Here is a 23,683-nt window from a genome sequence, read left to right on the forward strand (position 1 = left end):
TGTATTTATTCCATTCCAGACTTATTTCATGAAAATTACTCGTTTGTTGTGATGAAACCTCGCCCTTAGCATCGGTGGCATAACCCTAGCTGGAGTTTCCATGACTGCGCCCATTCCCGCCTTCGCCCATGCCCTCGTGACCCGCGACGAGCGCGGCGTCTATACCCTGCAGATCCACGACGCCAAGAGCCTGAACATCCTGGCTTCGGCGGTTACCCTGAGCCTGACCGAGGCCGCCCGCTGGATCGCGGCGCAGGACGATGCCCGTGCGGTCGTCATCCGCGGCACGGGCGAGCGTGCCTTCGTGGGCGGCGCCAACATCTATGAAATGGCCGAGCTCGATCCGCAAGGCGCGCGCGAGTTCATCACGCGGCTGCGCGACCTGTGCGACGCCGTGGCCGCGATTCCCGTGCCCACCATCGCCCGCATTCCGGGCTTCTGCCTGGGCGCCGGCATGGAGCTGGCCGCGGCCTGCGACATCCGCCTGGGCTCGGCGGACGCGGTCTTCGGCATGCCCGAAGTGCGCGTGGGCATTCCGTCGGTGATCCATGCCGTGCTGCTGCCGGCGATCATCGGCCCCGGCCCCACCAACTGGCTGCTGCTGACCGGCGAGACCGTGGACGCGGCCCAGGCCCATCAATGGGGCTTCCTGGAGTTCGTCAGCGAGACCGGCGCGCTGGACGCCCTGGTCGAACGCACCGTGGCGCCCATCGCCGAAAGCGGCCCGATCGCCGTGCGCTCGCAGAAGGCCCTGCTGCGCTACTGGAGCGAGTCCAGCGTCGAAGCCGGCCTGGACCGCAGCGTGGCGGCGTTCGGGGAGGCCTTCACCACCGACGAGCCGCGCCGCTACATGGCGCCCTTCGTCAACCGCAAGAAGCACCAGGAGGCCAAGTAATGGCCGGCCCGCTCGCGGGCGTGCGCGTCATCGACATGACCTCGGTGGCCATGGGGCCGTACGGCACCCAGATCCTGGCCGACATGGGCGCGGAGGTGATCAAGGTCGAGTCGCCCGAAGGCGACGTGTTCCGCACCTCGGCCCCGGCCGCGAGCCCGGGCATGGGGCCGGCCTACCTGAACCTCAATCGCAACAAGTACAGCGTGACGCTGGACGCCAAGACGCCGGCCGACCGCGACAGCCTGCTGCGCCTGATCGACGGCGCGGACGTGTTCGTGTCCAACGTGCGTCCGGCCGCCCTGGCGCGGCTGGGCCTGGACGCGGACACGCTGCGCGCGCGCAACCCGCGCCTGATCCATTGCTCGGCCGTGGGCTTCGGCCAGGACGGGCCCTACGCGGCGCGTCCGGCCTTCGACGACATCATCCAGGCCATGAGCGGACTGGCCGACCTGCAGGGACGCAACAGCGGCGCGCCGGCCTATGTGAACACCATTCTTGCCGACAAGGTGGCGGGGCTGACGCTGGCCTACGCCATTCCCATGGCCCTGTACGAGCGCGAACGCTCGGGGCAGGGACAGGCGGTGGAAGTCCCCATGTTCGAGACCCTGGTGTCCTTCACGCTGATCGAGCACATGAGCGGCCACAGCTTCGTGCCGCCCAAGGGACCCATGGGCTACAGCCGCGTGCTGTCGCCGCAGCGGCGTCCCTATCGCACGCGCGACGGCTACCTGGCCCTGCTGCCGTATACCGACGCGCAGTGGCGACGTTTCTTCGCCCTGGCCGAACGCGCCGATCTGGCGGCGGATCCGCGCTACGTCGACGCGAGCTCGCGCGCGCGGCATTTCGATGAGCTCTACCAGGACCTGGCGGACATCGTCGCGCTGCGCGGCACCGAGGAATGGCTGGCGCTGCTGGCGGACGCCGACATCCCGCATTCGCGCGTGAACACGCCCGAGGCCCTGTTCGACGATCCGCACCTTCAGGCCACCGGCTTTTTCCAGCGCGTGGAACACCCGACCGAGGGACCGCTGATGGCGGCCGGCATTCCGGTGCGTTTCTCGCGCACGCCGGGCGAGATCCGGCGCCAGGCGCCGCGCCAGGACGCCGATCGCGATATGCTCGAGCCTGCGCGCTGAGGCCGGCATGGCCGGCGGCGCCTGGCGGCGACTTCGACCATGAACATCACTCTCAAGCAACTGCGCGTGTTTTGCGCGCTTTACGAACTGCGCAGTTTCACGGCCGCCGCCCGCGCGGCCTTCGTGACCCAATCGGCCGTCAGCAAGCTTTGCGCCGAACTGGAGGCCGAAGTCGGCCAACCCTTGTTCGAGCGCTCCACCCGCAGCGTCACGCCTTGCGATGGCGCCGCCGATTTCTATGCCTACGCCCAGGAGATCCTGGGCACCGTGCGCGCCGCCGAGCGCAGCATGTCGGGCCTGCGCACGCTGGAGCGCGGCACCGTGGGCGTGGCCACTTCGCCCTTGATGATGGTAGGCCTGCTGGGCGATGTGGTGGCGGACTATCACCGCGCCCATCCCAGCGTGAAGCTGGACCTGTTCGAACTCTCCACCGACGACACCATCGAACACGTGCGCAACGGCCGCGCCGACTTCGGTATCGTCTCGGTCGAAACGCCCTCGGAAGAACTGGCCACACGCGTCATCTACCGCGACACCATGTACGCGGTGTGCGCGCCGCGCCACGCCCTGACGCGCAAGCGCTCGGTGTCCTGGGCCGACGTGGCCGCGCACGACCACGTCATGCTGCGCAACGTCTACAGCGTGCGGCGCAGCCTGGACCGCGTGGCGGCCGACCTGAACCTGGAATTCCGCTACCGCATCGAGGCCGGCATGCTGACCTCGGCGCTGAAGCTGGTGGGCGCCGGGCTAGGCATCACCGTGGTCCCGGGCTATGCCTGCGACCTGGCGCGCCAGCTGGGCCTGCGCATATTGGCCATCGACGGCGCGCGCAAGCACGGGCATGAGCTCTGGCTGATCCAGCGCCGCAATGCGCGGCTGTCGCTGGCGGCCTCGGCTTTCCTGCAGGCCACCGAGGACTATCTGCGCCAGCGCCAGGCCGACGGCAATTAAATCTGATCTGGAATAAGTCTATGAAAATTAGTCCCTTGTTGGGATAAGCGGGTCGCACGCATCATACGGTCAGAGTTGAAGAGGCCGACCCGCGGCCCCTGACAGGAGACAAGCATGACTCGACCGTTCGGCGCCCGGCGCCGCCTGCTGGCCGCAGGCAGCCTCACCGTCCTGACCGCCCTTGCTGGCGCGCTGCCCGCCGCCGCGCAGGCCCAGCCGGCCTACCCCGACAAGCCCATCACCATCGTCGTGCCGTTCTCGCCCGGCAGCGCCACCGACACCAGCGCGCGCATCATCGCGGAAAAGCTCGGCCCGCGCCTGAACGTGCCCGTCGTGATCGAGAACAAGCCCGGCGCGTCCGGCACCATCGGTTCCTCGTTCGTGGCGCGCGCCCAGCCCGACGGCTACACGCTGATCCTCACCAGCAGCTCGACCCATTCGGCGACCCCGGCGCTGTTCCGCAAGCTGCCGTTCGACCCCACCGGCGACTTCATCCACGTCATTCGCATCGCCACCATTCCGATGATGCTGGTGGTGCGCGAGGACGCGCCCTACAAGACGCTGCAGGAACTGGTCAAGGCCACGCAGGCCAAGCCCCTGAACTACGCCTACGGTTCGCCCACCAGCCAGATCGCCGGCGCCACCTTCAATACCGTGGCCGGCGCTGCCGCCAACGGCGTGCCCTACAAGAGCCAGCCGCCGGCCGTGACCGACCTGCTGGGCGGACATGTGGATTATCTGTTCGCCGACCTGTCCGTCGTGACCTCCTTCATGCAGAGCGGCAAGTTGCGCGGCCTGGCCTACACGGGCCACGAGCGCGCCAAGGAATTCCCGGCCGTGCCGACGCTGGCGGAGCTGGGCTACAAGAACTTCGACCTGGTGGTGTGGGTCGGCGTGGCCGTGCCGGCCAAGACGCCCGACGCCATTGCGCAGAAGCTGAACCAGGAAGTCGCCGCCATCCTGCGCGAACCCGACGTGCTGCAGCGCTTCGAGTCCCTGGGCATGCAGGTCTCGCCCAATACGCTGGCCGAACACCAGGCCTTCGCGCAATCGCAGCGCCAGGTCTGGACCCAGCGCGCGGTCGATGCCAAGATCGAACCGCAATAAGCAGCGGGAACCGAAGAGGGCGCCGATGGGCGCCCTTTTTGCATGGGGCGGGGTGACCGCTGCCTGGCCGCGCGGCGTGCCGGCCGCGGGCAAAACGAATAAAGTGCCAGACAGCGCCCGCGCGGATGCCGCGGGCAATCATCGAAAAATGGAGACGGTATGGATACGGTAGGCAAGGCGGGCGCCAGCGTGCGCGAACAGGTCAGCGCAACGGAATGGGAGGTCCGCAAGGACCTGGCGGCGCTGTACCGGCTGGTGGCGCTGTTCGGCTGGGACGACCTGATCTTCACGCACATCACGGCCAAGGTGCCCGGGACGGAGCACTTCCTGATCAATCCCTACGGCATGATGTTCGACGAAATCACGGCCTCCAGCCTGGTCAAGATCGATCTGGACGGACGCAAGGTCATGGAGTCGGAATACGACATCAATCCGGCCGGCTTCACCATCCACAGCTGTATCCATGCCGCGCGCAAGGACGCCATGTGCGTGCTGCACACGCATTCCATCAACGGGGTGGCGGTGTCGGCGCAAAAGGCCGGGCTGCTGCCGCTGTCGCAGTTCGCGTTCATCGTGCTGCGTTCGCTCAGCTATCACGACTACGAAGGCCTGGCGCTCAATCCCGAGGAACAGCCGCGCCTGGTGCGGGACCTGGGCAGCAATACCTATCTGATCCTGCGCAACCACGGCCTTTTGACCGTGGGGCAGAGCATGGCCGAAGCCTTCCAGGCCATGCACAGGCTGGAGGCCGCCTGCATGGCGCAGGTGCGGGCCCAGGCCGGCGGCGGCGAGCTGACCTACATCCCAGAGGAAATCCTCAAGAACGCGACGGTGGAGTCGCAGGCCGATCGCGCGCACAAGGCCAAGCTGGCCTGGCCGGGACTGCTGCGCCGCCTGGACCGCCGCAACCCCGGCTACGCGGAGTAGCCGGGCGCGGGCCCCGCGCGACGCGGGGCCCGTCAAACGGGATCAGTACTTGCCCATGTAGTCGCGCTTGCCGATTTCCACGCCGTTGTGGCGCAGGATGTCGTAGGCCGTGGTCACATGGAAGAAGAACTGCGGCAGGCCATAGTGCAGCAGGTAGGCGCTGCCGCTCAGCTTCTTTTCCTTCGGCGTGCCCGGACGCAGCACGATTTCGCGCGCTTCGGCTTGCGCGAACTGTTCTGGGCCGAACGAGCCGACGTGTTCCAGGGTCTTGGCGATCAGCGCCTGCAGGCCCGCGAAGCTGGCTTCGCTATCCGGCCACGACGGCACTTCCGCGCCAGCCAGGCGCGAGGCGATGCCTTTGGCGAAGTCCGAGGCGATCTGCACCTGGCGCACCAGCGGAAACATGTCGGGGAACAGGCGGGCGCCCAGATAGGCTTCCGGATCGATGTTCTTTTCCGTGGCGTGGGCTTCCGCCTTCTTCAGCACGTCGGACAGCGCCGACAGCATTTGCGTCAGGACGGGGACGGAGGCGCTATGCATAAAACTGCTCATGTCGAATCTCGCTTGATGGTTGCAGCCGGCGCGGGAGGCGCCGGACGGGCCTGGGAAGACTACCAGCAGTCTGCTTGCGGCGTTCGCTTCGGCGGTGAGGATTACATCATCACGACATCATGATGTTATGATGTCCATATGCAAAACGAATCCGACTATGCCCCTCTATACGCACGGGTGGAAACGGCGCTGGCCGCGGAAATCACCGCCGGCAGCCTGTCTCCCGGCAGTCAGCTGCCCACGGAAGACCAGCTGATCCAGCGTTTCGCCGTCAGCCGCACCACCGTGCGCAAGGCGGTGGAAAACCTGGTGGCGCGCGGGCTGGTGGAAATCCGGCGCGGCAAGGGCACCTTCGTCACGGAACCCAAGCTGACCCAGGCGCTGACCGGCCTGAGCGGATTCGTCGAGGACATGGAGGCGCTGGGCCGCCGCGCCACGGCCAGGCTGCTGGACAAGCGGCCGGTGCCGGCCACCGAGGACGTTGCGCGCCAGCTGGGCGTGGCGCGCGGCGCCATGGTCTATCGCATCGAACGCGTGCGCCTGGCGGACGGCGTGGCGCTGTCCTTCGATGAAACCTATCTGCCGTTGGACATAGGTGAAAAGGTCGCCAGCAACGACCTGGAAGCCGAGCCCATCTTTGACCTGCTGGAGCTGCGCTACGACCTGCCGCTGATCGAAGCCGAATACCAGCTGGAAGCCGTGACCGCGGACGAGCGCGTCGCGCTGGCGCTGGGCATCGCGGCGGGCAGCCCGATCTTCCTCATCGAGCGCACCTCGTACACCGAGGGCCAGCGGCCCGTCGATTACGAAAAGCTCTATTACCGCGGCGACCTGATCCGCTTCTCCACCCGCCTGTCCCGCCTGCCACGCAAGCGGGCCTGAGCTGGCGCATGGAGACCTCCACGATCCTCTGGCTGTTTGCCGCCGCCTTCGGCGCCAGCGCGCTGGGCGGCGTGCTTGGCATGGCCAGCGGCATCTTCATCGTGCCCATCCTGACGCTGCTGTTCGGCGTGGACATCCACGTGGCCATCGGCGCCAGCATCATCTCGGTGATCGCCTGTTCCTGCGGCAGCGCGGCGCCATTCCTGAGAGGGCGGCTGACCAACGTGCGGCTGGCCATCGTGCTGGAAACCGCCACCACGCTGGGCGCGCTGACCGGCGTGTTCCTCATCGGCATCGTCTCCACGCAATTCCTCTATGGGCTGTTCGCCGTGATCCTGGCCGTGTCCGCGCAGCAGATGCTGGCGCGCCGCCGCGAGGCTGCCGCCATCGCGCCCGACGCGGCAAGCTGGGCCACGGCGCTGCGCCTGCACTCCAGCTTTCCCGACCGTGCGCGGGGCACGGAGGTGCACTACCAGGTGGACCGCGTGCCGTTGGGCCTGTCGCTGATGTATGGCGCCGGCCTGATCTCGGCGCTGCTAGGCATAGGCTCGGGCGTGCTCAAGATCCCCGCCATGGACGCCGCCCTGAAGCTGCCCATCAAGGTCTCGTCCGCCACCTCCAACTTCATGATCGGCGTGACCGCCGCCGCCAGCGCGGGCGCGTACTTCGTGCGCGGCGACATCGATATCGGCATCGCCGGGCCCGTGGCGCTGGGCTCGGTCGCGGGGGCGCTGCTTGGCGCCCGCATGCTGATGGGCCTGCCGGCGGACAAGCTGCGCGTTTTCTTCGTGATCGTGCTGGGCCTGCTGGCGGTGCAGATGCTGTTGAGCGCGCTGGGCGTGCAGGTTCCGGGAGGTCCGGCATGAGGCAGGCGGCGGACAAGCAGGCAGCGGACAGACAGGCGCGGCGCGACCGCCTTATCGCCGGGCTGTTGTGGCACGGCACCTGGCTCGCCTGCGCGCTCATCGCCGCAGGCATGGCATTCGACTTTTTCGCGCCGGGCAATGCCGTTTTGCGCGGACTCGAACTGGTCAAGGCTGGCGTGGCGCTCTTCATCCTGCTGCCGGTGGCGCGGGTGGCGCTGATGCTGGCCATGTTCCTGCGCGAACGCGACTACGCCTACACCGCCATCTCCGCCCTGGTGCTGCTCGTGATCGCGGCCGGCGTCGTCTCCGGGCTGCGGTGAGGCCGCCGGCTTTCCTATAATCGGGGCGCGATGCGATGGCGCGTCGGCGCATTCACTCCCAGGACTTTTTCATGCTTGCCATTACCAGCCAGGATGTCTACGTGCACACCAGCCAGGGCCGCCTCTTTGCGCGCCGTTGGGACCCCGCTGGGGAGGAGGTGGCGGGGGCGCCCATCGTGCTGTTCCACGACTCGCTGGGTTGCGTGGAGTTGTGGCGGGATTTTCCTGAGCAACTGGCGCAGGAAACCGGGCGCAGCGTCATCGCCTACGACCGTCTCGGCTTCGGCCGTTCCGATCCCAACACCGCCGTGTTCGAGCCCGGCTTCGTGGCGGAAGAGGCGCAGGGCGGATTCCGCAGCCTGCGGGAAGAGCTGGGCATCGGCCCCTTCGTGGGCTTTGGACACAGCGTGGGCGGCGGCATGGCGGTGTGCAGCGCCGGCGTCTACGCGGACGATTGCCAGGCGCTGATCACCGAGTCCGCGCAGATGTACGCCGAGGACCGCACGCTGCAAGGCATCCGCGCGGCCAAGCTAAACTTCGCCGAACCGGGCCAGCTGGACCGCTTGAAGAAGTATCACGGCGAGAAGGCCGCCTGGGTACTGGGCGCCTGGATCGACACCTGGCTGGCTCCTGAATTCGCTGATTGGAACCTGGACGAGCAATTGCGCCAGGTCCGCTGCCCGGTGCTTGCCCTGCATGGCGAGGAAGACGAATACGGCTCCCCGCTGCATCAGGACAAGATCGCGGCGCTGGCAGGCGGACGCGCCGTGCTGCTGGAAAACTGCGGCCATGTGCCGCATCGCGAGCAAAGCCGCATCGTGTTGGACGTGGTGGGCCAGTGGCTGAAGACGATAGGGTGACCGGTGGCGTGCATCCTGTCGCAGTCCGCGCTTAGAATCGGACTAGACTTTTCCGCGCCCAGCGCCTGTTTTTCGAGGTCCCGATCCGATGTCCGTCCGTCAGCCAGAATGCCAAGCCGTACACAATTCGACCAACCGTCACGCCATCTTCCTGGTCGCGACGCTCAATGAGGGCGCCGCCGCAGCGGAGACCGTGCGCGGCTGGTGCGCCGACGTCGCGGCGCTTACCCGTACTGTGGCGACCCGCTCTCCCGAACAGAATCTGTCCTGTGTCTGTGCCTTCGGTTCCAGCGCCTGGGACCGGCTGTTCGGCGCGCCGCGTCCCGCGTCGCTGCATCCCTTCCGCGAATTCGGTTCGGGCGAACGCCTGGCCATGGCCACGCCGGGCGACCTGCTGCTGCACATCCGCGCGGACTCGATGGACTATTGCTTCGAGCTGGCGACGCTGCTGCTGGGCGCGCTGGGCGACGCCGTGACCGTCGTCGATGAAGTCCATGGCTTCCGCTACTTCGACCGGCGCGCCATCATCGGTTTCGTCGACGGCACCGAGAATCCCGAGGGCCAGGAGGCGGTCGATTTCACCGTCATCGGCGACGAGGATGGGGGGTTCGCCGGCGGCAGCTACGTCCTGGTGCAGAAGTACCTGCACGACATGGCGGCCTGGAACGCACTGTCGGTAGAGGGCCAGGAAGGCGTCATCGGCCGCCACAAGTTTTCCAACGTGGAGCTCGATGATGACATCAAGCCCGCGTCGTCGCACAGCGCGCTCACCACCATCGAAGAGAACGGCCAGGAAGTGAAGATCTTGCGCGACAACATGCCGTTCGGACGCCCGGGCTCGGGCGAGTTCGGCACCTACTTCATCGGCTATGCGCGCTCGCCGCGTCCCATCGAGCTGATGCTGGAGAACATGTTCGTCGGGCGCCCGGCCGGCAACTATGACCGCCTGCTGGACTTCAGCCGGGCGGTAACCGGCGGCCTGTTCTTCGTGCCGTCGGCCGATCTGCTGGAGGAGCTGGCGGAGCGCGAGCCGGGCGCCAGCGCGCAGGCAGGCGAGCCGGCGGCGGCAGCGCCCGTGGCGGCAGGCAAGGCCAACTGACGCGGAGAGGCGGGGCCGCGCGCCAGCGCTAGCGGTCCTGCTCCAGCGTCGCCTTCATCCGTATCATGCTTTCCTGGCTGACCTTGATCACGCCAGTGGCGGGCTCCGCCGGTCACGATGAATAGCAGGTAGAACACGGGCTCGGGCACGTGGTTTTCCAGTTTCAGGTCCTGGAAAAGCGACTTGGAGTAAGGTGTCGCTTCCCATGTAAGCGACACCGCACGGAGCAGAAATTGAAATACCGCAAACTCGGCCGTACCGACCTGGATGTGAGCCTGATCGGATTGGGCACCATGACCTGGGGCGAGCAGAACACCGAGGCCGAGGCGCACCAGCAACTGGACTACGCGCTGGAGCGCGGCATCAACCTGGTCGACACCGCCGAGATGTACCCGGTGCCTCCCAAGCCCGAGACCCAGGGCCTGACCGAGACCTACATCGGCACCTGGCTGGCGCGCAGCAAGCGCCGCCAGGACATCGTGCTGGCCAGCAAGGCGGCAGGACCCGTGCGCGACGCCAAGCGTCCCGGCCACATCCGCGACGGCAAGACCTTCCTGGACCGCAAGAACCTGACGGCGGCCCTGGACGCCAGCCTGAAGCGCCTGCAGACGGACTACCTGGACCTGTACCAGTTGCACTGGCCCGACCGCACCACCGCCACCTTCGGCAAGCTGACCTATCCCTGGGTGCAGGATGAGCACACCGTGCCGATCGAGGAAACCCTGGAAGTGCTGCACGACTTCGTGCGCGCGGGCAAGGTGCGCCACGTCGGCGTGTCGAACGAAACGCCCTGGGGCGTCGCGCAGTTCCTGCGGCATGCCGAGAACAAGGGCCTGCCGCGCATCGCGTCGATCCAGAACGCCTACAGCCTGCTGAACCGCGTCTACGAAAGCGGGCTGTCCGAGTTCTCGCACCACGAGGGCGTGGGCCTGCTGGCCTATTCGCCGCTGGCCATGGGCATGCTCTGCGGCAAGTACCTGGACGGCGCGCGCCCGGCCGGCGCGCGGCTGACGCTGTACACGCGCTTCACCCGCTACAGCAACGAGCAGGCCGAGGCTGCCACCCGCGCCTACGTCGAACTGGCGCGCCAGCACGGCATTTCGCCTACCCACCTGGCCCTGGCCTGGGTCAACCAGCGTCCCTTCGTGATCAGCAACCTGATCGGCGCCACCACGCTGGAACAGCTGAAGGAGAACATCGACAGCATCGATGTGACCCTGTCGGCCGAGGTGCTGGAAGCCATCGACAAGATCCACGCGCGCCAGCCGAATCCGGCGCCTTGATGCGCTGACCGCCGCGCCAGCGGTCTCCGAACCCATGTCGCTCCCGGGGGGCGGCATGGGTTTTTTCATGGGCGTAAAGTTGTCCGCAGGACCCGTGGATACATTTTTTTTCGTGGCCCTTGTCGATTTGGCCTGGCGCGGTTCGTCGTGTCGATGGAGCATGCAAGTTCCGACACCCAGAAAAGGAGACCGATATGAAATTCATGGTTCAAGTCAGGGCCACCGCCGATAGCGAGGCGGGGGTGTTGCCCACCAGCCAGCTGCTGGAGGACATGGGGCGGTACAACGAGGAGCTGATCAAGGCGGGAGTGATGCTGGCGGGCGATGGCCTGAAGCCTAGCTCCAAGGGCGCGCGGGTGCATTTTTCGGGCAGCAGCCGGCAGGTGATAGACGGCCCCTTCGCGGAGACCAAGGAGTTGATTGCCGGCTACTGGCTCTGGGAGTGCGCCTCCCTGGAAGAGGCGATCGAATGGGTCAAGCGCTGTCCCAATCCGATGCCGGGTCCGTCCGACATCGAAATTCGCCCGCTGTACGAGGCGTCCGACTTCGGCGAGGCCTACCCGGAGGAGATGCGCGCGCAGCACGAAAAGATGCGTGAGCAGATAAAGAAAACGTCCGGGGAGTGACCGTTGCTCCAGGGCGGGGCAGGAAACGTCTCAGTTAATAATATAATTGCGAATCAGTCGCATTCATTAAAATGACAGTTTCCTTCCCTCCCGCTCTGGAGATTTCAACGTGGTCCGTTCCGCTTCCGCCAGGAAGTGCCGCGCGCGCAAGCAAGCGCGGCAAGCCGTAGCGCCTTATGCCCTCGCCCTGACCCTGGGCATAGCCCATTCCGCGGGCGCCCATGCCCAGACCGCCGCGGCCCCGCCTTCCTCAGGCGCCAGCGATGGCCAGGGCGTCGCCCAGCTGCCCGCCGTCACCGTCAACGCGACGGCGGTGGACGATACGCTGGAGCACCTGTCGGCGCCCGTGAACAGCGGCGCGCTGGGCAACCGCAGCCAGCTGGAGACGCCGTTCTCCACGACCGTCGTCACCGCCGCGGACATCGAGGAGCGGCAGGTCAACAAGCTGGGCGACGTGTTCGCCCTGGATGCGTCCGTGACCGACAACAGCGCGTCGTACGGCGCCTGGGCCAGCTATCTCAGCGTGCGCGGCCTGCCGCTGGATTGGCAGAATTCCTACCGCATCGACGGCAAGCCTTTCATCAGCTATGTCACGACCCTGCCTTACGAGCACTTCGAGCAGATCGACCTGCTCAAGGGCGCGTCGGGCTTCATGTACGGCTTCGGCTCGCCGGGCGGCCTCATCAACTACGTCACCAAGAAGCCCACCGACGAGCCGGTGCGCAGCATCGAGCTGGGCTATGTGTCCAAGGGACTGCTGCGCGAGCACGTCGACCTGGGTGGACGGGTCGGCGACGGCAGGTTCGGGTATCGCCTGAACGCCACGCACGAAGAGGGCAACACCTACAACGGCGGTTCGCTGTACCGGGATTCGGTGTCGCTGGCGCTGGATGCGCGCCTGACCGACAAGCTGAGCTGGGACTTCCAGTCCATCTATCAGAACCGCAAGGCGATCGGCCAGGAGCCGACCATCTACGCCGGCCGGATGGCGGGCAGCGAGTTGCCGTCGCCCGTGCGCAATGACAATGGCCGGATGGTGGGCGAGGGTCCGTACGCGGACAACAAGTTCCGCTTCTATTCGACGGGACTGAAGTACCAGCTGTCGTCCGACTGGTCGGTGCGCACCGACTACAGCTACAGCTCCACGCGCACCCGCCGCAACGAATCCGTGCTGTTCCTGCAGAACCAGGCCGGCGACTACCAGGACTACCGTTCGGACTATGCCGAAGCCTATGCCTACAACCAGTGGCAGGCCATGCTCGAAGGCAAGTTCAACACCGGTCCCCTGAAGCACCAGGTGGTGGCCGGCGCTTCGTGGCAGAAGCAGAAGAACGACTACAGCGCCGACGGCGTCTATCAGCTGCAGGGCACGGGCAATCTGCGGTCGCAGAACACCAACACCTACTACAGCCAGGGTGGCCTGGACCTGTATCGCGCCGCCGAGATCACGCAGAAGGCGCTGTTCGCGAGCGACACGATAGACCTGACCGGCGGCTGGTCCGTGCTGGGCGGCCTGCGCTACACCGATTACGAGCAGGTCGGTTTCGACGCGACGGGCGCGCGCAATTCGCGCTACGACAAGAACGGGGTGCTGACGCCGACGGTGGCGCTGATGTACAACATCACGCCGCAGACCATGGCCTACGTCAGCTATATCGAATCGCTGGAGCCGGGCTCGACGGTGGGCAACACCTACGCCAACTACGGCGCCATGCTGAACCCGCTCAAGAGCAAGCAGTACGAGCTGGGCATCAAGACCGGCCAGGAAGATTGGGCCGCCACGGCGGCGCTGTTCCGCATCGAGAAGAAGGCGGAATACACCAACGCCGCCAACGAGCTGGTGCAGGACGGCAAGTCGATCTACCAAGGCCTGGAGCTGGGGGCGTCGACCCGCATCGCCACCAACTGGAACGTGGGCGGCAGCCTGATGTTCCTGGACACGGAATACAAGAAGGGCTCCGCCTACACCGGCAACCGCGTCGCGGGCGCGCCGAAGTTCACCGCCGCGGCCCAGGTCGCGTATTCGGTGCCGCAATTGCCGGGCCTGAAGCTGCGGGCCGACGTGAAGTACACCGGCAGCGCCATGCTGGGCGCGTCCAACGCGGTGCGGGTGCCGGACTACGCCATCGTCAACATCGGCGCCACCTACGACACGCGCATCTACGGCTACGAGACCACCTTCCGCGCGGGCATCAACAACCTGGCGGACAAGCGCTACTGGCTGTACCAGTCCGCGGACTACGTGAAGGCGGGCGATCCGCGCACCTATGCCTTGAGCGCAAGCCTCAAGTTCTAGGCGCCGCCACTTCCCACAGGCGGTCGGGCGCGAAATCCTGCTGCTCGCCCTTCTTGGCATAGCCCAGCGGGTTGGCCACGATGCGGCAACCGTCCTTCACATAGTCCTGCGGACAGTGGAGGTGGCCGTGCATCCAGACATCGGCCAGGGGCAGCAGGGCGTCCAGCGCGTTGCAGAAGCCGGCGGTGCCCGGGGTGACGCCGTAGCGCGGATCCGCGCTGGCCAGCGTGGGGGCGAAGTGGGTGACCGCCACTGTCGGGCCGTCGAAGGGCTCGCGCAGGGCGGCTGCCAGCCATTGCTGGCAGGCCAGCCCCTGCTCGCGCATCTGTTCGGCCATGAAGGGCGCGCCGTTGCGCCGCATCTCGGCTTTCTCCAGATAGAAGTCGGCGGCGCGGTAGGCCTTCTCGCGCTTTTTCAGCGCGGCGCCCACCGTGTCTTCGCTGGCGGCCAGCGCGTCGAAGTCCGTCCACAGCGTGGTGCCGATAAAGCGCACGCCATCGATGACCAGCGTCTCGCGTTCCAGCCAGTGGATGCCCAGCTCGGCGCACAGCTCGCGCAGGCGTGCGTGCGTTGCGTCGAAGTCGACGTTGTCGTATTCGTGGTTGCCGGGCACGTACAGCACGGGAGTGGGCCAGCCCTTGCGCGGCGCATAGCTGCCCAGGCCGAAGTCGTCGCCGGTCATCAGGGAGCCGCGGCGATACGAGCCGATGTCGCCGGCCAGCACCAGGAGGTCGGCGCCGGGCGCGGGTCGGGCCAGGAAATCCGGTTCGGTTTCCAGGTGCAGGTCTGAGAGCAGTTGGATCTTCATAGCCGCCATCTTAGGCCACGGCGACGCTGGCCGCCGCTGCGGCGGGCAGGGGTTCCATGCGACACTTTCCCGGATCACCGCGCAGACAGGAGGAATTTCATGCGTATCGCCATCATGGCCGCCGCCTTGGCACTGACAGCAAGCGTGCAGGCACAGCCGCAGCCGCTGGATTGCGGCAACGCGGCCACGCAGACGGACATGGGCTTGTGCGCCGACCAGGCCTACCGCAAGTCCGACGCGGACTTGAACGCGGCCTACAAGGAAGTGACGGCGCGCCTGAAGCACGACAAGGATGCCTCCGCCAAGCTGCAGTCCGCGCAGAAGGCCTGGCTGTACTTCCGCGACGCGGAGTGCGCCTTCGCGTCCGGCGGCACGACCGGCGGCACGGCCTATCCGATGGTGCTGAGCCTGTGCCTGGACAAGCTGACGCAGGCGCGCACCAAGGAATTGCGGGCCTATCTGAAGTGCGAGGAAGGCGACATGAGCTGCCCGGTGCCGGGCAAGCAGTAAACCGGATCAGGAAGACGAGATGAGCGAGAGCAACCCGGGCCTGATCACGGACCCGCAGGGCGTGGCGCGCTGCTTCTGGCAGCCGTCCATGCCGGATTACCACGATCACGAATGGGGCCTGCCGGTGGCGGACGACCGCCGCCTCTACGAAAAGATCTGCCTGGAAGGCTTCCAGGCCGGCATGGCCTGGATCACGATCCTGCGCAAGCGCGAGGCCTTCCGCGCGGCCTTCGACGACTTCGACTTCGAGCGGGTGGCCCGCTACACCGAGAGCGACGTCGAACGCCTGATGGGCGACGCGGGCATCGTGCGCAACCGCAGCAAGATCCTGTCCGCCATCAACAATGCCAGGCGCGCGCGCGCCCTGGCGGACGAAACGGGTTCCTTGTCGGCCTGGCTCTGGCGCCATGAACCGCAGCAGCAGGACCGGCCCGCGACGGTGGACCTGGACTACTGGAACGGCAATCCCACCTCGCCGGCGTCGGCGGCCCTGTCGCGCGACCTGAAGAAGCGCGGCTGGACCTTCGTCGGTCCGACCACCATGTACGCCTTCATGCAGGCCGTGGGCATGGTCAACGACCACATGAGCGGCTGCGTCTGCCGCCAGCAAGTCGAAAAGGCGCGGGCCGGCTTCAAGCGGCCGAAGTAGGGCGCGCCGGCGCATTCGTCCGGTCTGCCGAAAATCCTTGAATTGGTTGCGACTCGCAAGTATATTGGTTGCGATCCGCAACTTTTATGCGCGTCATTTTGAGGTGCGCCATGGACTTGATCGATTTCCCCTCCAAACCCCGCGACCAGACCATCCGCGACCTGCGGGAATTCTCTCGCAAGCTGGTGCGCGAACTGGGCTTCATGCGAACCTCGCTGGCCGGCAGCGACATGGCGCCGTCCGCGGTCCACGCCATCATCGAGATCGGCCTGCAGCCGGGGATCCAGGCGCGCGATCTGGCCGCGATTCTCAGGCTGGACAAGTCCAACACCAGCCGCCAGGTGGCCAAGCTGGAATCGGCCGGGCTGCTGACGCGCGAGACGGACAGCGCCGACGCGCGCTCATCGCGGCTGTACCTGAGCGAGGCGGGCGTCAAGCTGCGCGGCCAGATCGACCAGTTCGCCACCGATCAGGTTTCACGCGCCTTGCGCCAGCTGACGCCGGCGGACCAGGAATCGCTGATCCGCTTCCTGTCCCTCTACGCCGACGCCCTGTCGCACGAAAACCCCAACACCGCGCCGGCCGCGGCGGGCGGCGGCATTGGCGATCAGATCCGCGCCGGCTATCTGCCCGGCTGCATCGGCGACGTGGCCAGCCTGCATGCGCGCTATTACGCGCAGGCTTCGGGCTTCGGCGTCTACTTCGAGCGCAAGGTGGCGAGCGAGCTGGCGGAATTCGCCGAGGGCCTGCCCGCCGCGGGCAAGAACATGTGGCTGTACGTGGACAATGGCCGGACCCTGGCCTCCATCGTCATCGACGGCGACCTCGCCGCGCGCCAGGCGCATCTGCGTTGGTTCATCGTCGACGAATCGCTGCGGGGCATGGGCGTGGGCCGCGCGCTGCTGGACCGAGCCATGGACTTTGTCGACGCGCACTACGACGAAACCTATCTGTGGACCTTCAAGGGCCTGGACGCCGCCAGGCATCTCTATGAGGCCGCGGGCTTCACCCTGGCCGAGTCCGCCGAAGGCCGGCAATGGGGCAGCGTGGTGGTGGAACAGCGCTTCGTGCGCCGCCGCGGCGGCTCAGATCACGCTGATGCGTAGCTCGGCCAGCAGGGCCGCCGCCTGAGTCTTGGAGATAGTGGCGCCGGCCAGGCGCGCGGCCGAATTCAGGTCCAGGCCGCCCAGGTCGGCTTCGCGCAGGTCCGCGCCCTCGAAGCGCGTATTCTTCAGCACGGCGTTGCGCAAGCTGCCGCCATGGAACACGGTATCGCGGAAGTCGCTGCCGCTCAGATCGGCGTCCGAGAAGTCCAGCTGCCGCACGTCGGTCTTGCGGAAGGACACGCCGCGCAGCAGCGCGCCGACCAGCAGGCATTCGTGCAGCGTCCAGCCCAGGCAGGCGATGCCGTCGAAATCGCTGCCGGTGAGCTTGCAGCCCTGGTAGCGGGCGGCTGCCAGCCTGGCGCGTCGCCAGTTGGCATTGTTGAGATCGCAGTTTTCAAACACGGCGTCGCTGGCGTCGGCCGAGGCGAAGTTGACCTGGCCTCCGCGGCAGCGCAGCCAGCTGGAGTCCGCCAGGTTGGCGCCCTGGAACGAGGCGCCCGCGATCGCGCAGCCCGTCAGCTGCGCGCCGCGCAGATCCAGGCGCGAGAAATCCGCATCCTGGAAATCGCAGTCCTGGAACGACAGCGGGCGGCCGCCGGACTGTTCGATCAGGGCCTGCATCGTCTTGCGGTCCACTTCCTGGTCCGTCACCGTCCCGATTGCTGCTTGCGTCATGCCGCGCGTTCCTGCCTGAAATTCCGTAAGACCGGACAGCCTACTGGAATATTTCGCTTTCGACGCAGAAAGCGATCAGTTCCTGGTCGGTGCGGACATTCAGCTTGCGCATGGCCGAGATTTTCTGGCCGCTGACTGTCTTGACGCTGCGCTTCATGGCCTCGGCCACCTGCATCATGGAGCCGCCGCGGATGAAATGCCGCAGCACTTCGAATTCCTTGGGCGACAGGCTGTTGATGCGTTCGCCGATGAACTTGCTGCGCTCGTCGGTCGCGCCGTCGCGCTGGAAACCGGGCGGATAGTACTTGCGGCCCGCGTGCAGCGTTTCCAGCGCGGTCATGATCTCGGTGAGGTTGTCGCGCTTGAGCACCACGGCCGCCACGCCGGCATCGTAGAGCGCCGAAATGATCATGGAATTCGACACCATGGTCAGCACCACGATCTGTACCTGCGGATAGTGCCGCGCCAGGTACTTGACCAGCCGGATGCCATCTCCGTAGGTATCGTCGCCGGGCATGGAATAGTCGGTGATGACCACGTGCGGAGCGTCGCGCTGCAGGTGTTGGACCAGCGCCGTCGGCCCGGACAGGGTGGCCGCGACCTGGAAATTGAGGTCCTTTTCCAGCAGGTCGCGCATCCCCATCAATACCAGGGGATGGTCGTCGACCAGGACGATGCGGAGTCTTTCCATGCGAGCGGATGCAGTCAGGCGAGCCCTGGTTGGCGTGGCGATCCCGGCGGGCTCGGGGTTGATGGCGAAGGCCAGCCGATAGCGTAGTGGTTTTTATGCGGACGCGCCCCGCAGCGGGGGCGTGACGCAGGGCGATGTGCGGGGCCTCAGCTGGCCGCTTCTGCTTGCAGGCGGCCCAGGATGAAGCCGTCGACCGCGCTGGTGCGGCCGCGCCACAGCGTGGGCTGTCCCGCGATGGGAGTGCCGTCGGCCGTGAAGAACAGGGCGTCGGCAAGATGGATGTAGTTCGGCAGCGGGTCCGCCGGCTGCGGCAGCCGGAACACGTCACCCAGCTCCGCCAGAGAGGCATGGACGGTCTTGCGGGTGGTGTCGTCCACGGTCTCCAGGGACCCCGTGAAGCTGGCCGCGAAGCTGTCGAAGTAGTCGGCGCCGGACACGATCGAGCCGGAAACCAGCATGCCGCCCATCTGCAGGGTAACGCCGATGCTTTCGATCTGGCTGCCGTTGTTCACCAGGTTGACCAGGAATTGCAGGAAGGCGTCGGCGTCGGGCGCCGCGCCGGCGCTAGGAACGTTGCTCATGGGGTGGGTTCTCGGCAAATTTGGGAAAGCAGCCAAGATACTCGAATCGCGGCCAAATGGGGCAGGATGCTATAGGCCGAAAAACAGCCAAATCCAAGCACTATCCGTCTGCTTCCTGGACAGGCATTCTTTCCAGGCTGCGCGCCAGGCGTTCGCCTGCTAGCCGCAAGCGGCCCCGCAGCGCCAGCGGAGCCAGCACCTCGAATTCCACGTCCAGCGCCATGAGCCAATACACCAGCGCATCCGGCGAGTGCACGTCGCATTGCAGCAGGCAGCGGGTCTCGTCCAGCGCTTCGAGCTGGCCGGCGTCCGCAGGGATGCGGGCGGCCATGACGGCTTGCGGCGCGTGCAGGATCACCCGTGCCGCTTCGGCTTGCGTCGTCATCCGCACCGAGCGCGCGACGAAGGCGCGCAGGTCGCCGCCGGCCGGCGAGGGGCGCGGCGCGAAATGCGCGCCGATTTCCGGCTCGCCCGCGATGCGGTCGATGCGGAAGGTGCGCCAGTCGTCGCGCGCCGGGTCCCAGGCCACCAGGTACCAGCGGTGCCCGGTATGCGCCAGGCCTTGCGGTTCGACCAGCCGGGTGCTGGCCTGGCCCTTGCCGTCGGCATAGCCGAAGCCCACCCGCAGCTGGTCGCGGCAGGCGGCTGCCAGCGTGGCCAGCAGCGTGGCGTCGACCGCGGCGCCGCCGCGCGGCACCGGCACGATGGCTGAGCGGAGCGCGTCGACCCGGTGGCGCAGGCGCTGCGGCATGACCTGCTCCAGCTTCACCAGCGCCCGCAGCGCGGTTTCCTCGATGCCGCCCACCGTGCCCGCGGCAGCCGTGCGCAAGGTGAGCGCCACGGCCAGGGCCTCGTCGTCGTCCAGCAGCAGGGGCGGCACCGCGTGGCCGGCGCGAAAGGCGTAGCCGCCCGCCACGCCGCTGCTGGCATGGATGGGATAGCCCAGCTCACGCAGCTTGTCGATGTCGCGCCGCAGCGTGCGGGGATGGATGGCCAGCGTCGCGGCCAGTTCGGTTCCGGCCCAGTGGCGGCGGGTTTGCAGCAGCGAAAGCAGGCGCAGGAGACGGTTGCTGGAGGTAAGCATGGCGGCACGATAGCGTGTATCGAGGGCGGAATCTGTCCTCAATGGATTCTACAGTGGCTCCCGTAGTCAGCGGCAAGGGCCGCGGCGCCAACCCCCCTTCGAATCGGAGATCCATCCATGTCTATCGTCTTCTATTGGCACCCTATGTCCAACGCCACCCCGGTCGCCAGCGCGCTGGCCGAACTGGACATTCCGCACCAGCGCATCAAGGTGGATATCAAGGTCGGCGAGCAGCATCGCCCGGAATTCCTGGCGCTGAACCCGAACGGCAAGGTCCCGACGCTGACGGTGGACGGCGCGCCCATGTTCGAGACCCTGGCGATACAGCTGTGGCTGGGAGAACGCTATGGCGTGGAGCGCGGCCTGTGGCCCGCGGCCGGCACGCCCGAACGCCTGCTGGCGATGTCGTGGTGCGCCTGGGCCTACGTGAGCTACGGGGCGGTGGTGTCGCGCCTGCATCTGGCCACGCACCATGCGGATGCGCTCGACAGCGCCGGGGTGGAAAAAGTGCTGGACCACGCGGATGATCTGCTGGCGGTGCTGGACGGCCATCTGTCGCGGCAGCCGTGGATGCTGGGCGCGGCGTACTCGCTGGCCGACCTGGTGGTGGGTTCGGTGATCGGCTACAGCGTCTTCCTGGGCGCGCGCGCGGCGTCGCATCCGCATGTGCGGGCCTGGCTGGACCGGGTCCAGGCCCGGCCTGCCATGCGGATCGACGCCTAGCGCGCTGTCCGGCGGGCCGGACGGCGGCGGCTTACCAGCCCCAGCAGGTGCCCGCCGCGGGCTTGCCGCAGCTGCGGTAGTTCACGGCGAACCACAGCTTGCCGGCGCCGCGCGGGGTGCCGTCGGCCTTGGCGTCGTTGCGCGGCAGCTCTTCCAGGGTGTCGCGCGCCTTCTTGGTGGCCGAGCCGCTGGCGGCGTCCGGCACCAGCACGATGCGCCCCAGGCCGGCGGCGTCGCGGTCCTCGAACACCAGGTCGGTGTCCTTCAGGGCCGCCATTTTCAAGGACGCGTCGCGCACCGCCGCGGGGTAGCTGTCGTTCGCGCCGGCGGGCGCCAGGGTCTTGTCCAGGGTGCTGGCGGCAAGAATCTGCGCGGGCGTGGCCGGCGCCATCATCTTGTACTGGTCCAGGCCGGGCAACTGGCCGCCCGCGGCCTGGCGGCGCAGCCAGTCGCCCCACAGGAACTCGGCGTACTCGGGCAGGTTGCCGTTGCTGTAGGAGATGTCGCGGGTGAAGTACACCAGCGAGCGGTAGCGGTCTTCCTGCATGCCGCCGGCCTCCTGGGCGCTGGCCAGTCCCAGGCGCTTGGGCAACTGGTCCACGGTGATGGGCTGGTTCTGGCCGTCGCGCAGCCAGACGCGGCGGTCGTCGACCATGCGCTGCCAGAAGGCGGAGGCGTTGGCGAGGTTGCTGTAGTTGGCGTCCACCTTGACCCAGACCGGCAGCTTGGGGCCGCCATCGCCGATTTCACGCAGCGACGAGAAGGTGTGGTGGCCGTCGGTCAGGTAGAGATTGCCGTCCCAGCCCACCACCACGGTCTTGAGGTTGGCCGCGTTGGTGCCGGGCGCGTCCTTGCAGGTGAAGGAGGCAGGCTGGTCAAGGCGGGCGGCGCGCGCTTCGGCGATGGTCTGGAAGGCCTGTGCGCGCTCGCTGCCGCCCATGTCCTCGCAGTAGTCGTCGAATTTCTTGCCGACGGTGCGGTTCAGGTAGTCCAGCTGCTGCGCCGGCTTGTCCGCCCAGGTCTTGCGTTCGAAATCGCCTTGCCAGCGGCCCAGCTTGTAATAGACCTGGTCGTAGCCGATGGCTGCCTGCGTGGGATGCAGTTCCTCGATGCGGACCTGGATCACGTCGCCCGGCTTGGCTTGCAGATAGGCGGTGTTGCGCGGCGGCGTGGTTTCGGTGGGCGGCGGGGTTTCCTCGGCGGGAGGAGGGACGACGGCTACGGGTTCATCGTCATTGTCGTCGCCACCGCCATTGCAGGCGGCCAGGGCCAGGGGCAGCAAGGCCGCGGCCAGGGCGCGCAGCAGGCGCTGTTGAGTGGAGAGCGCCGCGCGCGCAGGTAGGGGAGTCGGGGTCATGGTCCGTTTCAGGATCTGGTTTGAAGATATCAGATCATGAAGGATGCGTGTTTCCCGAAGATTGCACTGGCGCGGGTTGCCATGAATAAAGCCGGTCCATGATGCCGCGTACCGCGTCGGCGAGGTCGTGGACCTTGGCGGCGGCGCGCGCGGACAGGCCCGTCGCGACCTCGTCCTCAAGCGCTTCGAAGCGCGAGGCCGGCGCCCGCATCTGCAAGGCCAGCAGCGCGCCCTGGATGCGGTGCAGCATCTGCGCGACCGCGATGGCATCGGGCTTTTCGGCGGCCTGTTCCAGGGCGTCGAGATCCTGGTTCATGGTTTCCTTGACCAGCCGGCGATGGTCGGGCGCCAGCGCGGCGAACACGGCCAGCGTGGCGGCGGCGGGGGCCGCGGGGGTAGGGGGGAACGGTTTGTGCATGGGAGCCTCCAAGACGTACATGCTGATGACGTCAGGCTCGGGGGCGATATTAAAGAAAGCCCGGCTCCCGGGGTCCGGTAATCGGACGGATTCGCGGGGCGGCCGCCTGGCCGCACCCGTTACGCCGTTTTTAGAACGTGTGGCGCACGCCGATGCCGGCTGCCGTGCTCTTCAAGCCGTCGATGAACGCATAGTCCTTGCCGTACGAGCCATAGGCGTACAGATTGGTGCGCTTGGACAGGTCGTAGGTGTAGCCCACGCTCCAGACGTTCATGTTGGCGTCGCCGCCGGTCAGCTTGTCGTTGTTCGGCGAAACGTGTTGCCACGACGCGAACAGGCTGGAGGCCGCGCCCAGCGGCAGGGTCGCGCCCAGCATGTAGGAATTGGCCTTGAAGCCGTCCACGAAGCGGTTGGTGCCGAACTCATCGCTGAAGGGCGTGCCGGCGGGCAGGTCCTGGCCGACGAACCAGCCGTCGGTGGTGCGGCCGTAGGCGGCGGCGAGCTTCAGGACTTCCAGGTCGTAGGACACGCCCAGCGCGTACTGGCGCGGCGTGGCGTCGTGGTCGATGGCGCCGCGGTTGGAACCGTTGAGCTGGTCATAGGTCAGCGCGACGTTCAGCGGACCCTGCACGTAGCGCAGGCCGGCGGTGATGCCGCGGGTGTTGTCGGCGGTACGAAAGCCCGTCTGGTCGGCGGTCGTGTCGTCCGCATTGAACGAGTAGCCGATGCCCAGCTCGAAGCCGTTCACCGAAGGCGTCTTGTACATCACCATGTTGTCCCAGCGCATGGTGTTGGCCGCGCTGAAACCCAGGCCCATGTTGGACTGCGTGTAGCTGGTGTAGAAGGGATCGATGTCGGCCAGGTAGTTCGAGCCTATCGTGGCCTGGCGGCCGAATTCCAGCGAGCCCCAGGCATCGTTGGCCAGCCCGATGGTGGCCTGGCGGCCGAACAGACGGCCGGATTGTCCGCGCTGGCCGTTGGCGGAGTCGAATCCGCTTTCCAGCGTGAACGTGGCGCGCAGGCCGTCGCCCAGGTCGTCGGAGCCGCGCAGGCCCCAGCGCGAGCCGGCCTGGATGCCGTTGATCATGCCCAGCTTGCTACCGTCGTATCCATCGCCCTTGATCTTGTTGTAGCCGATGCCGGTGTCGATGACACCATAGAGAGTTACCGACGATTCTGCCTGAGCAACGCCTGCAAAAGTGGTGAACATTGCGGCTGCGAGCAGCGTCTTTTTCATCCTTGGGGACTCCTGTAGAGGGGGGTAAAAAAACAAAAGGGAAC

At 66.9% G+C, this 23,683-nt stretch carries 26 protein-coding genes; 17 read left to right on the forward strand and 9 right to left on the reverse strand.

What is annotated here, in order from left to right; genetic code table 11:
* Positions 1–100: 100 nt before the first annotated feature.
* The 5 genes from HWY37_RS04875 (at position 101) to HWY37_RS04895 (ending at position 5,016) form a co-directional block, all read left to right on the forward strand.
* On the forward strand, positions 101–895 hold the full coding sequence (locus HWY37_RS04875; RefSeq protein ID WP_176088001.1) for an enoyl-CoA hydratase: 795 nt from the start codon (positions 101–103) through the stop codon (positions 893–895).
* Positions 895–2,031, forward strand: a complete 1,137-nt coding sequence (locus tag HWY37_RS04880) for a CaiB/BaiF CoA transferase family protein (RefSeq protein WP_176088002.1) — start codon at positions 895–897, stop codon at positions 2,029–2,031. The genes HWY37_RS04875 and HWY37_RS04880 overlap by 1 nt, the downstream gene beginning before the upstream one ends.
* A 39-nt stretch (positions 2,032–2,070) precedes the next feature.
* Positions 2,071–2,982: a LysR family transcriptional regulator gene (locus HWY37_RS04885; RefSeq protein ID WP_175208502.1), complete on the forward strand. Its 912-nt coding sequence runs from the start codon at positions 2,071–2,073 to the stop codon at positions 2,980–2,982.
* 114 nt (positions 2,983–3,096) lie between these two features.
* Positions 3,097–4,089 carry a Bug family tripartite tricarboxylate transporter substrate binding protein gene (locus HWY37_RS04890; RefSeq protein ID WP_175208503.1) on the forward strand — a complete coding sequence of 331 codons (993 nt, stop codon included), beginning with the start codon at positions 3,097–3,099 and terminating at the stop codon, positions 4,087–4,089.
* Positions 4,090–4,248: 159 nt separating this feature from the next.
* Positions 4,249–5,016 carry a class II aldolase/adducin family protein gene (locus HWY37_RS04895; RefSeq protein ID WP_175208504.1) on the forward strand — a complete coding sequence of 256 codons (768 nt, stop codon included), beginning with the start codon at positions 4,249–4,251 and terminating at the stop codon, positions 5,014–5,016.
* 42 nt (positions 5,017–5,058) lie between these two features.
* On the opposite strand, the gene HWY37_RS04900 is transcribed toward HWY37_RS04895, so the two are convergent.
* Positions 5,059–5,568: a DUF1993 domain-containing protein gene (locus tag HWY37_RS04900; protein WP_175208505.1), complete on the reverse strand. Its 510-nt coding sequence runs from the start codon at positions 5,566–5,568 to the stop codon at positions 5,059–5,061.
* 138 nt (positions 5,569–5,706) lie between these two features.
* On the opposite strand from HWY37_RS04900, the gene HWY37_RS04905 reads away from it, so the two are divergent.
* The 8 genes from HWY37_RS04905 (at position 5,707) to HWY37_RS04940 (ending at position 13,800) form a co-directional block, all read left to right on the forward strand.
* Entirely contained in the window at positions 5,707–6,450 is a 744-nt protein-coding gene (locus HWY37_RS04905; protein ID WP_176088003.1) for a GntR family transcriptional regulator, read from the forward strand.
* An 8-nt stretch (positions 6,451–6,458) separates the two neighbouring features.
* Complete coding sequence (locus tag HWY37_RS04910; protein WP_217706378.1) at positions 6,459–7,316, forward strand: sulfite exporter TauE/SafE family protein; 858 nt, start codon at positions 6,459–6,461, stop codon at positions 7,314–7,316.
* Positions 7,313–7,636 (forward strand): DUF1634 domain-containing protein, encoded by a 324-nt coding sequence (locus HWY37_RS04915; protein WP_175208507.1) that lies wholly within the window; start codon positions 7,313–7,315, stop codon positions 7,634–7,636. The genes HWY37_RS04910 and HWY37_RS04915 overlap by 4 nt, the downstream gene beginning before the upstream one ends.
* A gap of 71 nt (positions 7,637–7,707) precedes the next feature.
* Positions 7,708–8,496: an alpha/beta fold hydrolase gene (locus tag HWY37_RS04920; RefSeq protein WP_175208508.1), complete on the forward strand. Its 789-nt coding sequence runs from the start codon at positions 7,708–7,710 to the stop codon at positions 8,494–8,496.
* A gap of 88 nt (positions 8,497–8,584) precedes the next feature.
* Positions 8,585–9,595: a Dyp-type peroxidase gene (locus tag HWY37_RS04925; RefSeq protein ID WP_176088004.1), complete on the forward strand. Its 1,011-nt coding sequence runs from the start codon at positions 8,585–8,587 to the stop codon at positions 9,593–9,595.
* Between the two features lie 233 nt (positions 9,596–9,828).
* Positions 9,829–10,878, forward strand: coding sequence for an NADP(H)-dependent aldo-keto reductase (locus tag HWY37_RS04930; RefSeq protein WP_176088005.1), 1,050 nt, complete (start codon positions 9,829–9,831; stop codon positions 10,876–10,878).
* A gap of 194 nt (positions 10,879–11,072) precedes the next feature.
* Complete coding sequence (locus HWY37_RS04935; protein WP_175208511.1) at positions 11,073–11,504, forward strand: YciI family protein; 432 nt, start codon at positions 11,073–11,075, stop codon at positions 11,502–11,504.
* 187 nt (positions 11,505–11,691) lie between these two features.
* Positions 11,692–13,800: a TonB-dependent siderophore receptor gene (locus tag HWY37_RS04940; RefSeq protein WP_246302197.1), complete on the forward strand. Its 2,109-nt coding sequence runs from the start codon at positions 11,692–11,694 to the stop codon at positions 13,798–13,800.
* On the opposite strand, the gene HWY37_RS04945 is transcribed toward HWY37_RS04940, so the two are convergent.
* Positions 13,790–14,608 carry a metallophosphoesterase gene (locus tag HWY37_RS04945; protein WP_176088006.1) on the reverse strand — a complete coding sequence of 273 codons (819 nt, stop codon included), beginning with the start codon at positions 14,606–14,608 and terminating at the stop codon, positions 13,790–13,792. The two genes, HWY37_RS04940 and HWY37_RS04945, sit on opposite strands and share 11 nt — an antisense overlap.
* Before the next feature lie 99 nt (positions 14,609–14,707).
* On the opposite strand from HWY37_RS04945, the gene HWY37_RS04950 reads away from it, so the two are divergent.
* The 3 genes from HWY37_RS04950 (at position 14,708) to HWY37_RS04960 (ending at position 16,873) form a co-directional block, all read left to right on the forward strand.
* Positions 14,708–15,118, forward strand: coding sequence for a lysozyme inhibitor LprI family protein (locus HWY37_RS04950; RefSeq protein ID WP_176088007.1), 411 nt, complete (start codon positions 14,708–14,710; stop codon positions 15,116–15,118).
* 19 nt (positions 15,119–15,137) lie between these two features.
* Positions 15,138–15,767 carry a DNA-3-methyladenine glycosylase I gene (locus tag HWY37_RS04955; RefSeq protein WP_176088008.1) on the forward strand — a complete coding sequence of 210 codons (630 nt, stop codon included), beginning with the start codon at positions 15,138–15,140 and terminating at the stop codon, positions 15,765–15,767.
* A 110-nt stretch (positions 15,768–15,877) separates the two neighbouring features.
* Entirely contained in the window at positions 15,878–16,873 is a 996-nt protein-coding gene (locus tag HWY37_RS04960; RefSeq protein WP_176088009.1) for a bifunctional helix-turn-helix transcriptional regulator/GNAT family N-acetyltransferase, read from the forward strand.
* Here the strand turns inward: HWY37_RS04960 and HWY37_RS04965 are convergent.
* The 4 genes from HWY37_RS04965 to HWY37_RS04980 all read right to left on the reverse strand — a co-directional run bounded on the left by HWY37_RS04965 (position 16,853) and on the right by HWY37_RS04980 (position 19,904).
* Complete coding sequence (locus HWY37_RS04965; protein WP_175208517.1) at positions 16,853–17,548, reverse strand: pentapeptide repeat-containing protein; 696 nt, start codon at positions 17,546–17,548, stop codon at positions 16,853–16,855. The genes HWY37_RS04960 and HWY37_RS04965 overlap by 21 nt on opposite strands.
* Before the next feature lie 40 nt (positions 17,549–17,588).
* The gene (locus tag HWY37_RS04970; RefSeq protein ID WP_176088010.1) at positions 17,589–18,239 is read right to left on the reverse strand and encodes a response regulator; all 651 of its coding nucleotides are present in this window, start codon (positions 18,237–18,239) and stop codon (positions 17,589–17,591) included.
* 146 nt (positions 18,240–18,385) lie between these two features.
* On the reverse strand, positions 18,386–18,820 hold the full coding sequence (gvpU, locus tag HWY37_RS04975) for a gas vesicle accessory protein GvpU (protein ID WP_175208519.1): 435 nt from the start codon (positions 18,818–18,820) through the stop codon (positions 18,386–18,388).
* Between the two features lie 100 nt (positions 18,821–18,920).
* Positions 18,921–19,904, reverse strand: coding sequence for a helix-turn-helix transcriptional regulator (locus tag HWY37_RS04980; protein ID WP_175208520.1), 984 nt, complete (start codon positions 19,902–19,904; stop codon positions 18,921–18,923).
* A gap of 117 nt (positions 19,905–20,021) precedes the next feature.
* Between HWY37_RS04980 and HWY37_RS04985 the strand changes: the two genes are divergently transcribed.
* A complete protein-coding gene (locus tag HWY37_RS04985) occupies positions 20,022–20,627 on the forward strand; it encodes a glutathione S-transferase family protein (protein ID WP_176088011.1) in 606 nt (201 codons plus the stop codon).
* A 31-nt stretch (positions 20,628–20,658) separates the two neighbouring features.
* Here the strand turns inward: HWY37_RS04985 and HWY37_RS04990 are convergent, their stop codons facing one another.
* The 3 genes from HWY37_RS04990 to HWY37_RS05000 all read right to left on the reverse strand — a co-directional run bounded on the left by HWY37_RS04990 (position 20,659) and on the right by HWY37_RS05000 (position 23,639).
* Entirely contained in the window at positions 20,659–21,984 is a 1,326-nt protein-coding gene (locus HWY37_RS04990) for a ParB/Srx family N-terminal domain-containing protein (RefSeq protein WP_176088012.1), read from the reverse strand.
* A 34-nt stretch (positions 21,985–22,018) separates the two neighbouring features.
* Positions 22,019–22,402 carry an Hpt domain-containing protein gene (locus HWY37_RS04995; protein ID WP_176088013.1) on the reverse strand — a complete coding sequence of 128 codons (384 nt, stop codon included), beginning with the start codon at positions 22,400–22,402 and terminating at the stop codon, positions 22,019–22,021.
* Between the two features lie 130 nt (positions 22,403–22,532).
* Positions 22,533–23,639 carry a porin gene (locus HWY37_RS05000; RefSeq protein WP_175208524.1) on the reverse strand — a complete coding sequence of 369 codons (1,107 nt, stop codon included), beginning with the start codon at positions 23,637–23,639 and terminating at the stop codon, positions 22,533–22,535.
* Between the last annotated feature and the right edge of the window lie 44 nt (positions 23,640–23,683).

This window comes from Achromobacter anxifer (genome assembly GCF_903652925.1).
GTDB classification, from domain to species: Bacteria; Pseudomonadota; Gammaproteobacteria; order Burkholderiales; family Burkholderiaceae_B; genus Achromobacter; species Achromobacter anxifer.